General features: G+C 74.9%; 9 protein-coding genes. 6 read left to right on the forward strand and 3 right to left on the reverse strand.

Annotated elements, in window-relative coordinates; all coding sequences use genetic code 11:
- Positions 1-107 precede the first annotated feature (107 nt).
- Entirely contained in the window at positions 108-1,994 is a 1,887-nt protein-coding gene (locus ABKW28_RS17670) for a hypothetical protein (RefSeq protein ID WP_348612053.1), read from the reverse strand.
- A gap of 91 nt (positions 1,995-2,085) precedes the next feature.
- On the opposite strand from ABKW28_RS17670, the gene ABKW28_RS17675 reads away from it, so the two are divergent.
- The 5 genes from ABKW28_RS17675 (at position 2,086) to ABKW28_RS17695 (ending at position 7,125) form a co-directional block, all read left to right on the forward strand.
- The gene (locus ABKW28_RS17675; RefSeq protein WP_193667034.1) at positions 2,086-3,351 is read left to right on the forward strand and encodes a DUF6350 family protein; all 1,266 of its coding nucleotides are present in this window, start codon (positions 2,086-2,088) and stop codon (positions 3,349-3,351) included.
- 38 nt (positions 3,352-3,389) lie between these two features.
- Positions 3,390-3,989: a phosphoribosylglycinamide formyltransferase gene (gene purN, locus ABKW28_RS17680; RefSeq protein ID WP_348612056.1), complete on the forward strand. Its 600-nt coding sequence runs from the start codon at positions 3,390-3,392 to the stop codon at positions 3,987-3,989.
- A gap of 135 nt (positions 3,990-4,124) precedes the next feature.
- Positions 4,125-5,699: a bifunctional phosphoribosylaminoimidazolecarboxamide formyltransferase/IMP cyclohydrolase gene (gene purH / locus ABKW28_RS17685; RefSeq protein WP_348612059.1), complete on the forward strand. Its 1,575-nt coding sequence runs from the start codon at positions 4,125-4,127 to the stop codon at positions 5,697-5,699.
- Positions 5,700-5,878: 179 nt separating this feature from the next.
- Positions 5,879-6,724, forward strand: a complete 846-nt coding sequence (locus tag ABKW28_RS17690; protein WP_348612062.1) for a bifunctional methylenetetrahydrofolate dehydrogenase/methenyltetrahydrofolate cyclohydrolase — start codon at positions 5,879-5,881, stop codon at positions 6,722-6,724.
- Between the two features lie 11 nt (positions 6,725-6,735).
- Positions 6,736-7,125, forward strand: a complete 390-nt coding sequence (locus tag ABKW28_RS17695) for a DUF3017 domain-containing protein (protein WP_348612065.1) — start codon at positions 6,736-6,738, stop codon at positions 7,123-7,125.
- A 55-nt stretch (positions 7,126-7,180) separates the two neighbouring features.
- On the opposite strand, the gene ABKW28_RS17700 is transcribed toward ABKW28_RS17695, so the two are convergent.
- Both ABKW28_RS17700 and ABKW28_RS17705 read right to left on the reverse strand, forming a co-directional pair.
- A complete protein-coding gene (locus tag ABKW28_RS17700) occupies positions 7,181-8,143 on the reverse strand; it encodes a DUF559 domain-containing protein (protein WP_193667038.1) in 963 nt (320 codons plus the stop codon).
- Positions 8,144-8,295: 152 nt separating this feature from the next.
- Entirely contained in the window at positions 8,296-9,282 is a 987-nt protein-coding gene (locus ABKW28_RS17705) for a malate dehydrogenase (protein WP_348612068.1), read from the reverse strand.
- A 108-nt stretch (positions 9,283-9,390) separates the two neighbouring features.
- On the opposite strand from ABKW28_RS17705, the gene ABKW28_RS17710 reads away from it, so the two are divergent.
- Positions 9,391-10,308 (forward strand): NAD(P)H-binding protein, encoded by a 918-nt coding sequence (locus tag ABKW28_RS17710; RefSeq protein ID WP_348612071.1) that lies wholly within the window; start codon positions 9,391-9,393, stop codon positions 10,306-10,308.
- Positions 10,309-10,374 lie beyond the last annotated feature (66 nt).

The following is a 10,374-nucleotide window of genomic DNA, read 5'->3' on the forward strand; positions in this document are numbered from 1 at the left end:
GACTCGACCTCATTCTCCTCATGGTGCTGACACCCAGGAGTACGCCTCGGGGTCCCTCACGGTTGCACCCGGAGCCGAGAAAGTCGCGCGGATTCGCCGGTGGCGCCTCAGGGCGCGGCGCGCAGCCGCTCCAGGGCCCGCCCGGCGAGCGCGGCGAAGGCGCCGTCGGCCATCTGCACCCGCGCGGTGGGCACGAACGCCACCTGCATCAGGCGCCCGCCGACCCGGCCCACGGCCATGTCGTAGCGCACCACGGTGTCGTCGGAGACCTCGATGCTGACGCGCCACGCGTGCAGCTCGGTGTCGCCGTTGCTGCGCGAGAGGGTCGAGACCACCTCGGAGCCGAGCTCGCGGTCCTCGCAGCTGGCCATCCTGCGCTGCACCGTGTCGACGAAGGCGCCGGCCTGGCGCGGCGGGAGGGCCCCGACGGTCTCGCTGAGGCCGAACTCGACGGGCAGCTTGGCGCCCGGCACCAGGTAGGTGCGGGTCGAGGCGTCGCGGACCGGCTGCCCGCCGACCTTGCCGGTGAAGACGGTCTGGTCGCAGCGCGTGGCGGCGGGGTTGCCGCCGCGGGGCCGGGTGGCGCGGGTGGCCACCCAGGGCCGGTCGACGGTGGTGACCGGCGGCAGGTCGGTCTCGACCAGCAGCCGGGGGGAGGCCCCCACGGGTTCGGCGTCGCGCGGCGCCAGGCGGGTCGGGCCGGTGGTGCAGGCGCCGCCCGGGGCCAGGTCGCACAGCGCGTCGACGGCCCGGCCCAGCAGCGCGGCGTTGCCGGGCGGGTTCTCGACGTTGCTGCCCAGCACCGAGGTGAGCGTGGTCGTCACGTAGCGCCCCGACCGGGCGACGCCGAGCACGTAGGTGCGCACCGGGTCGGCCCAGTCGCGCAGCACCATCTGCACCGCCTCGTCGCCCACGCCCTCGACGGTGCTGGTGCGCAGCAGCTGGGTGCGGCCCTGGGTGCAGCCGGAGTACCAGCCCTCGACGGTGCGGAACCCGTCCTTGGCGGCCTTGCGGCTGCGGGAGACCTCGGTGGCCTGCCAGGCCAGCCGCTTGGGCTGCGCCTTCGGGCCGCTGCCCGGGGGCGCGGCCACGCTGAACTCGCGCACGAGCGCGTCGACGACCTGCGGGTCGGCGTACCGGCTGGCGCGGCACGGCATCAGCAGGCCGTCGCCGGCGGTGTTGTCGGAGGTCTCCAGGGTGCTCCAGCCCTGGCCGGGCACCTGCGCGGCGACCGCGCCCGCCGGCACCATCGCCGACTCCGGCAGCGGCTCGGCCTCCGGCGCCGGGGCCAGCGCGCCCTCGCTGGGGGCCGTGGAGGTGGGCGGGGCGCTGGGCACCGCGAGCGCGGCCCGGTCGAGGGTCGGTCGCAGCCCGGCGGGCTCGGTCAGCAGCGCGCCGGCGACCCCGACGGCCGCGACGGCGGCGACCGCGCCGACGAGGGTGTGCGTACGACGACGGGTCGTGCCCGCGCGCCGCACGATGCTCGCGCGTGGCCAGCGGACCTCGTCGGTGACGCTCGCGAGACGGCGCAGCAGCAGCGCGGTCTGGGTGCTGGGCGCGGCCCGGTGCAGGGAGAACTGGGCGGTGGCGTGCTGCAGCGCGCGGGCCGCGGCCTCGTCGGTCATCCCGACCTCGCGAGCCAGGTCGGGCATGCTGGTGCTGGCCAGGTGTGCCAGCACCAGCACCCGGCGCTGGGTGGTGCTCAGCTGGCCCAGGGCCTCGAGGGTCGCGTGCAGCTCGGGGTCGAGGCCCTTCTCCCGGTGCCAGACCCGGGCCGTGTGGCGCCGGTGCGCGTGCTGCCACACGTGCGGGCGCACCCACGCCTCGGCCGACCCGGTGCGGGCCACCTTGCGCCAGTGGTGCCAGGCGAGCACGAAGCCGTCGCGCACCGAGGAGCGGGCGGCGGGGAGGTCGCCGGTCAGCGCGTAGGCCTGCAGCAGCAGCCGGGCGCGGGCGTCCTTGTAGAACGCGTCGAACTCCTCGGGATCCTTCATGGCGGGTCGACGATACGGGGTCGCCACAGGGCGCAGCGAGTCGGCGTGGCAGCGCCGGGGGGCGTGCGGACCGCGCGAGGATGGGGTGGTCATGACTTCGCTGCTGCCCGGCTCGTCCGCCTCCCGCACCGCCCCCGGCGGGGCCGCCCGCTCGGGCGCACCGCACCGCTGGCCGCTGGCCCTGCTCTCCTTCCTGGGCGGTCTCGCGGCGGCGCTCGGACCGCTGCTGGTGTGCCTCGCGCTGGGGGTCACCGGCTGGTTCCTCACCGACGCCGGCGCCCACGGCGTCCCCAGCGACGGCATGCGGGTCGGCGCCCTGTCGTGGTTGATGGCGCACGGCTCGGGGGTGCAGGTCGACGGCGTCGCCGTCACCGCCGTGCCGCTCGGCATCACGCTGGTCGCCGGCTGGGCGCTGTGGCGTGCCGCGCGCCGGGTGGGCGAGGCCGTCTCGCAGCACGGCCCCGACGCCGACGCGATCAGCGACGGCGAGCGCGACTGGACCGTCCCGCTCGCCGGCGCCTTCCTGGCCCTGGGCTACGTCGTGGTGGTGGTCCTGACCGTGGCGGTGGCCGGCACCGCGCAGAGCGCCCCCTCCACCACGGGGGCGGTCGCCTGGTCGGTCGGTCTGTGCCTGCTCGTGGGGCTCCCCGCGCTGGCGGTGGGCTCGGGGCGGGCCGCCATCTGGTCGTCGTACCTGCCGCCGGCGCTGGTCGCCGCCGCCGGGATCGCCCGCCGGCTGCTGGTGGCCTGGCTGGTCCTCTCGACGCTGGCGCTGCTGGGAGCCCTGCTCGTCGACGTCGGCACCGCCGCCAACGTGATGTCGCAGCTGCACACCGGTGCCGGCGACGTCGTGGTGGTGACCGCGGTCAGCCTGGTGCTGGCCCCCAACGCGGTCGCCTTCGCCGGCTCCTACCTGCTCGGGCCCGGCTTCACGGTCGGCGCCGGCACGCTGGTGGCGCCCTCGGCGGTGGTGCTCGGCCCGCTGCCGATGTTCCCGCTGCTCGCGGCGCTGCCCGACAACGGCACCCCGCCGGTGTGGACCACCGCCCTGGTGGCGCTGCCGCCCGTGGTGGCCGCGGTGGTGGCGGCCCGCGCGATGCGCCGCACCCCCACGCTGCGCCTCGACGAGGGCGCCCTGCGCGGATGCGTCGGCGGCGCCCTGGCCGGGGTCGGCTTCACGGTGCTCGCGGCGCTCGCCGGGGGAGCGGTGGGCCCGGGGCGGATGCGCGACGTCTCGCCCCTGGCCGGCGAGGTGATGGTGCACTCGATCGTCTCGTTCGGGCTCGGCGGGCTCGTCGGCGGCGTGGCCGTGACCCTGTGGCAGCGCCGCGCGCTGCGGGACGCCGACGCCGGGTAGGCGCGAGCCCCGTCCTGGTCGGCACTAGAGTCGGCGCCGTGCCAGCGCGTCTCGTCGTCCTCGTCTCCGGCTCCGGCACCAACCTGCAGGCCCTGCTCGACGCCTGCACCGACCCGGCGTACGGCGCCGACCGCGACGGCATCGAGGGCCTGGCCCGGGCCGAGCGCGCCGGGGTGCCGACCTTCGTCGAGCGCGTCGGCGACCACGACGACCGCGCCACCTGGGACGCCGCGCTCAGCGAGGCGGTGGCCGCCCACGAGCCCGACCTGGTGGTGCTCGCGGGGTTCATGAAGCTCGTCGGCCCGGCCTTCCTGGGCCGCTTCGGCGGGCGCACCGTCAACACCCACCCCGCCCTCTCGCCGTCGTTCCCCGGCATGAGCGGGCCCGCCGACGCGCTGGCGTACGGCGTCAAGGTCACCGGCTGCACCCTCTTCGTCGTCGACGAGGGCGTCGACACCGGCCAGATCGTGGCCCAGGTGGCCGTGCCCGTCGAGGACGACGACGACGTCGCGTCGCTGCACGAGCGCATCAAGACCGCCGAGCGGGCGATGCTGGTCGACGCGGTCGGGGTGATGGCGCGCGACGGCTTCAGCGTCGAGGGCCGCCGGGTGCGGCTGGGCCCCCTCCCGGGGAGTTGAGCCGGGGGCGCCGAGGGCCGCTAGGCTGCGGGCACACGACTGGCGCAGGTGGGTGACCACCGGGGAGTGACATGTCGGGGCATCGTCCGCCTGGGTGCCCTCCTTCCGCCGTTTCCACAGCCCGCAGGAGTGCTCGTGAGCGAGAACCGTGTCCCGATCAGGCGTGCCCTGGTCTCCGTCTACGACAAGTCCGGCCTCGAGGAGCTCGTCCGCGGGTTGCACGACGCCGGGGTCACCCTGGTCTCCACCGGTGGCTCCGCCAAGCTGATCGAGGGCCTGGGCCTGCCGGTCACCAAGGTCGAGGACCTCACCGGCTTCCCCGAGTGCCTCGACGGCCGGGTCAAGACCCTGCACCCGCGGGTGCACGCCGGCATCCTGGCCGACCGCCGCCTCGAGAGCCACGTGCAGCAGCTGGCCGAGCTCGAGGTCGAGCCCTTCGACCTGGTCGTCTCGAACCTCTACCCCTTCACCCAGACCGTCGAGTCGGGCGCCTCGCCCGACGAGTGCGTCGAGCAGATCGACATCGGCGGCCCCTCGATGGTGCGCGCGGCCGCCAAGAACCACCCCTCGGTCGCCATCGTGACCAGCCCCGAGCGGTACGCCGACGTGCTGGGCGCCGTCGCCGCCGGCGGCTTCACGCTCGAGGAGCGCAAGCGCCTGGCCGCCGAGGCGTTCGTGCACACCGCGTCGTACGACGTGGCGGTCGCGTCGTGGATGGGCAACGTGCTGACCGACACCAGCGACGGCGCCGGCTTCCCGGCGTGGATGGGCGGGACCTGGGAGCGCCAGGCCGTGCTGCGCTACGGCGAGAACCCGCACCAGTCGGCCGCGATCTACCGCACCGGCCACGGGCCAGCGGGGCTGGCCGGCGCCGAGCAGCTGCACGGCAAGGAGATGTCCTACAACAACTACGTCGACACCGACGCGGCCCGCCGCGCGGCGTACGACTTCGACGAGCCGGCCGTGGCCGTCATCAAGCACGCCAACCCCTGCGGCATCGCGGTCGGCGGCGACGTCGCCGAGGCGCACCGCCGCGCCCACGCCTGCGACCCCGTCTCGGCCTTCGGCGGCGTGATCGCCGCCAACCGCCCGGTCTCGGTCGCGATGGCCGAGCAGGTGGCCGAGGTCTTCACCGAGGTCATCGTCGCGCCGGCCTACGAGGACGGCGCCGTCGAGGTGCTGGCCCGCAAGAAGAACATCCGCATCCTCGTCTGCGAGCCGCTCGAGCGCGGCGGCGTCGAGACCCGCCCGGTCTCCGGCGGCCTGCTCGTGCAGCAGCGCGACGCCGTCGACGCCGCCACCGAGACCGGCGGCGACGACCCCTCGTCGTGGACCCTGGTCACCGGCGAGGCCGCGGGCGACGACGTGCTCGCCGACCTCGCCTTCGCCTGGAAGGCCTGCCGGGCCGCGAAGTCCAACGCGATCCTGCTCGCCAAGGACGGCGCCGCCGTCGGCATCGGGATGGGCCAGGTCAACCGGGTCGACTCCTGCCGGCTCGCGGTCACCCGCGCCGACGACCGGGCGGCCGGCTCGGTGGCGGCCTCCGACGCCTTCTTCCCCTTCGAGGACGGCCCGCAGATCCTCATCGACGCCGGCGTCACCGCCATCGTCCAGCCGGGCGGCTCGGTGCGCGACGAGCTGACCGTCGAGGCCTGCAAGGCCGCCGGCGTGACCATGTACTTCACCGGCACGAGGCACTTTTTCCACTAGGCACGGAGCTTGCTCCGGGCCGTAGGTGGAAAGGTCGAGCGAGCGCCGCGGCCGAGGTACGAGGCCGCGACGCGCGTGTCGAGACCCGGTGACATGCCCGCCGACCGCCACCACGTCCGACGTACGGGAAGTGGCGCCGGCCCGGCGCCAGGACAGCCCCAGATGACAGGATGAGCACGATGACCGCACAGAAGCTGGACGGAAGCGCGACGTTGCGCGCGATCAAGGCCGAGCTCGCCGAGCGGGTGGCGGCGCTCAAGGAGCGCGGCGTGGTGCCCGGGCTGGGCACGGTGCTGGTCGGCGACGACCCCGGGTCGCACTGGTACGTCGGGGCCAAGCACAAGGACTGCGCCGAGATCGGCATCGAGTCCATCCGCGTCGACCTCCCGGCGAGCGCCACGCAGGCCGAGGTCGAGGCCGAGATCGACCGGCTCAACGCCGACCCCGGCTGCACCGGGTTCCTGGTGCAGCAGCCGACCGGTCTCGACGAGTACGCCCTGCTCTCGCGCGTCGACCCCGACAAGGACGTCGACGGCCTGCACCCGGTCAGCCTGGGCCGCCTCGCGCTCAACGTCGAGGGCTCGCTGCCCTGCACCCCGGTGGGCTGCATCGAGCTCGTGCGCCGCCACGGCATCGAGATCGCCGGTGCCGAGGTCGTCGTGGTCGGTCGTGGGCTGACCGTGGGCCGCCCGCTGGGGCTGCTGCTGACCCGTCGCTCCGAGAACGCCACGGTCACGCTGTGCCACACCGGCACCCGAGACCTGGCCAAGCACGTGCGCGAGGCCGACATCGTCGTGGCCGCCGCGGGCGTGCCCGGCATCATCACCGCCGACATGGTCAAGCCGGGCGCGGCGGTGCTCGACGTGGGCGTCTCGCGCGTCGACGGCAAGATCGCGGGCGACGTGGCCGCCGACGTGTGGAACGTCGCGGGCTGGGTCTCGCCGAACCCCGGTGGGGTGGGGCCGATGACCCGCGCGATGCTGCTGTCCAACATCGTGGGCATGGCCGAGAAGGCCACGGCCTGAGCGTGGTCCTGGTGAACGATCCGGCGGCCGGCGCCGAACCCCCGGAGCCGCCGGTCGACCCCGACGAGGAACACGTGCCCTCGGTCGACGAGATCGCCGACGAGATCGCCGAGGAGGAGGGGCGCCGCTACCCCTCGACCCTCGGCGGCCTGCTCTACCTGGGGGTGCTCGCCGCCGGCGCGGTCGGCATCGCCCTGGCCGTCCTCGGCGACTGGCGGGTCGGGGTCAGCGTGCTGGCCGGCGCGATGGTCGCGGCCGCGACCATGCGCCTGGTCCTGCCCGCCCGCGACGCCGGCATGCTCGCCGTACGCCACCGCCTGGTCGACGTCCTGCTCCTCGGCGGGGTCGGCGGCCTCCTGCTCTTCCTCGCCCGCACCATCCCCAACCAGCCTGGCCTCTGACGGCCGAGCGGTCACTTTCGCACCACCGACCAGTCACATTCGCACCGTCCACCGGTCAGCTCTGCACCCGGGTGAAGCGCCGGGACCCCTCGCCGCGCGCGTGCCGGCGAGTGGTCGGCCCGACACGCTCGGCCACGGCGGCGCGGAGCTGACGGATCCACTGGTCGAGGCCGGGACCGCTCAGCTGGTCCTTGCGTACGACGACCACGATCCACCCCGCCCGTGCCAGTGCCTCGCGGCGCAGCCGGTCGCGCTCACGGTCCTCGGGACTCGAGTGGTGCCCCTCCCCGTCGTACTCGACGGCGATGCGCAGGCGGGGATAGGCCAGGTCGAGACGGAACTGGCCCTCGGGCAGCTGGACGACGACCTGCGGCGTCGGGCTCGGCAGCTGGTGGTCCATCATCAGCCGGCGGACCCACGACTCGCCCGGTGACTCGAGCAGGCCGCAGGCGTCGGGCCCCAGCTCGCGCAGCTGGGTCACGCCCCGGCGCCCGGCGAAGCGCGCTGTGATGCCGCGCAGCTCCTCAGGGGTGACCCCGTGGGCCCGGGCGAACTGGTCGAGCACGGCGGCGGCACCCAGGCGCCCGCGCAAGCAGGCCAGGTCGGCTGCCGTGCGCAGCGGCGTGGTCACCGCGACGCCGACCAGCTCCATGACGTCGTCAGCGGTCAGCGTGCGCAACGCCCCGTGTGTGCCCGAGAGCCGGGTGCGGGTCCCGCTGCGGGCCACCACCTCGAGGTCCGGCGGCACGTCGAGCGCGCTGGGCTCCCAGTGGTCGACGCCGTGCAACCAGGCCGCGCTGCGGTCGCACACCACCATGGTGGGTGGCAGCACCAGCCCGGCCGCGGCGGTCCGGAGGTCGATGCTGTCGGGCACGCCGGCGTCGACGTACACGCCCCGCAGCACGCGTCGTACCCGGCCGTCGTCGACGGCGCGCTGCAGGCGGCGCCGGGTCCAGCCGAGCCCTTCGGCGCGCGCGAGGGTGGTGGGCTCGAGGAGGGTGGGAGGGCAGACGTCCATGGCGGCAGGCTGCCCCTTCGGCCGCGTCCGCGAACGACGTCGCCCCCGGCCTGTGGACAACAGACCGGGGGTGACGGACGAGCGGGTGCAGAACTGACTGGTCAGTGGTGCGGGAGCGACCGCTCGGTGGTGCGAAAGTGACTGCTCGTGCGTCAGATGAGGCCGAGCTCGGTGACCGCGTCGCGCTCCTCGGCGAGCTCGGCGGTCGAGGCGTCGATCTTGGCGCGGGAGAAGTCGTTGACCTCGAGGCCCTCGACGATGCTCCAGTCGCCACCGGAGGTGGTGACGGGGAAGGAGGAGATGAGGCCCTCGGGGACGCCGTACTCGCCGTTGGAGCGCACCGCCATCGAGACCCAGTCGCCCTCGGCGGAGCCGTAGAGCCAGTCGCGGGCCGCGTCGATGGTGGCCGAGGCGGCGGAGGCGGCCGAGGACGAGCCACGGGCCTCGATGATCGCCGCGCCACGCTTGGCGACGGTGGGGATGAAGGTGTTCTCGAGCCAGTCCTGGTCACCGACGGTCTCGGCGGCGTTCTTGCCGGCCACCTGGGCGTTGAACAGGTCGGGGTACTGGGTCGCGGAGTGGTTGCCCCAGATCGTCATCTTGGTGATGTCGGTGACGGGCGCGCCGGTCTTGGCGGCCAGCTGAGAGATCGCGCGGTTGTGGTCGAGACGCGTCAGCGCCGAGAACCGCTCCTGCGGGATGTCGGGGGCGTTGGTCATCGCGATCAGCGCGTTGGTGTTGGCCGGGTTGCCGGTCACGCCGACGCGCACGTCGGAGGCGGCCACCTTGTTGAGGGCCTTGCCCTGGGCGGTGAAGATCGCACCGTTGGCCGAGAGCAGGTCGCCGCGCTCCATGCCGGGCCCGCGCGGGCGGGCGCCGACGAGCAGGGCCAGGTTGACGCCGTCGAAGATCCTCTCGGCGTCGTCGCCGATCTCGACGCCGGCCAGCCCGGGGAAGGCGCAGTCGTCGAGCTCCATGACGACGCCCTCGAGGGCCTTGAGGGCGGGGGTGATCTCGAGCAGGCGCAGCTCGATGGGCTGACCACTGGTCAGCGCGCCGCTCGCGAGGCGGAACAGCAGGCTGTAGCCGATCTGACCGGCGGCGCCGGTGACGGCCACCTTCAACGGGGTAGTGCTCACGCGGATCTCCTAGCAATGGTCTGGGTGCGTCCGACGCTAGCAGCGCAGCCGGGGTGGGCGCCCCGCGGGACACCTCCGGGTGAGGCCGCGCGTGCTTGTCTGGACGACATGAGCCAGACCAGCACCAGCACCCCGACCGTCGTCGTCACCGGCGCCAACGGACTCGTCGGCGCCGCGACCTGTGCCGCCCTGGTCGAGCGCGGCGCCCACGTGCGAGCCGTCGTACGACGCGCGGGCACGGCCCCGGGGCTGCCCGGCGTCGAGGAGCACGTCGGCGACTTCCACGACCCCGACGTGGCCGCGAGCGTGGTCGCGGGGGCCGACGCGGTCGTCAGCACGGTGCACCCGATGGGCAGCGACCGCGAGACCCAGCACCGCATCGGCGTCGAGGGCACCCCGCTGCTGGCGCGCGCGGCCGCGGACGCCGGGGTCGACCGGTTCGTGCACGTCTCGACCGCCGCGGTCTACGACCGCTCGCCGGAGACCGGCGACGTCGACGAGTCGGCGGCGCTGGTCGGCGAGGACGGCGGCGACTACCCGGTCACCAAGCGCGACGCCGACGCCGCGCTGGGACGGGTCGAGGGCCTGACGCGGGTGCTGGTGCGCCCGCCGGCGATCCTGGGGCCGGGGGAGAGCTCGGTGTGGAACACGCTGCGGCCGGCCGCGATGCGCGACGACCCGGACAAGCGGCGGGCCAACCCCGACCAGTCCTTCGCCTGGGTGCACCTCGACGACCTCGCAGCGCTGCTCGCCGACGTGGCGACCGGTCGCTTCGCGGCCTCCGACGACCCCGGGCAGGGCCCCGTCGCCGGTGGCTGCACCCCGGTGAACGTGGCGGGGGAGCCGGCCCGGCTGCGCGACTACCACGAGACCGTCACCGCGGCGCTGGGCGTGGCACCGCAGTGGCACGACGAGCCGGTCTGGGCCGGAGGGGTCCGCGCCGACCGGGCGCGCGCCTGGGGCTGGACCCCGCGCGTCGACCTCGCCTCCGCGCTCGACGAGCTGCGCCGCGGGCTGCAGCAGTAGCGGGTCAGGGGCGGATCTGGGTGCGCCCGTCGTCGTGGCCCCCCCCCCCCCCCGGGGGCCCCGGGG

Source organism: Nocardioides sp. 31GB23 (assembly GCF_040012395.1).
GTDB classification, from domain to species: Bacteria; Actinomycetota; Actinomycetes; order Propionibacteriales; family Nocardioidaceae; genus Nocardioides; species Nocardioides salarius.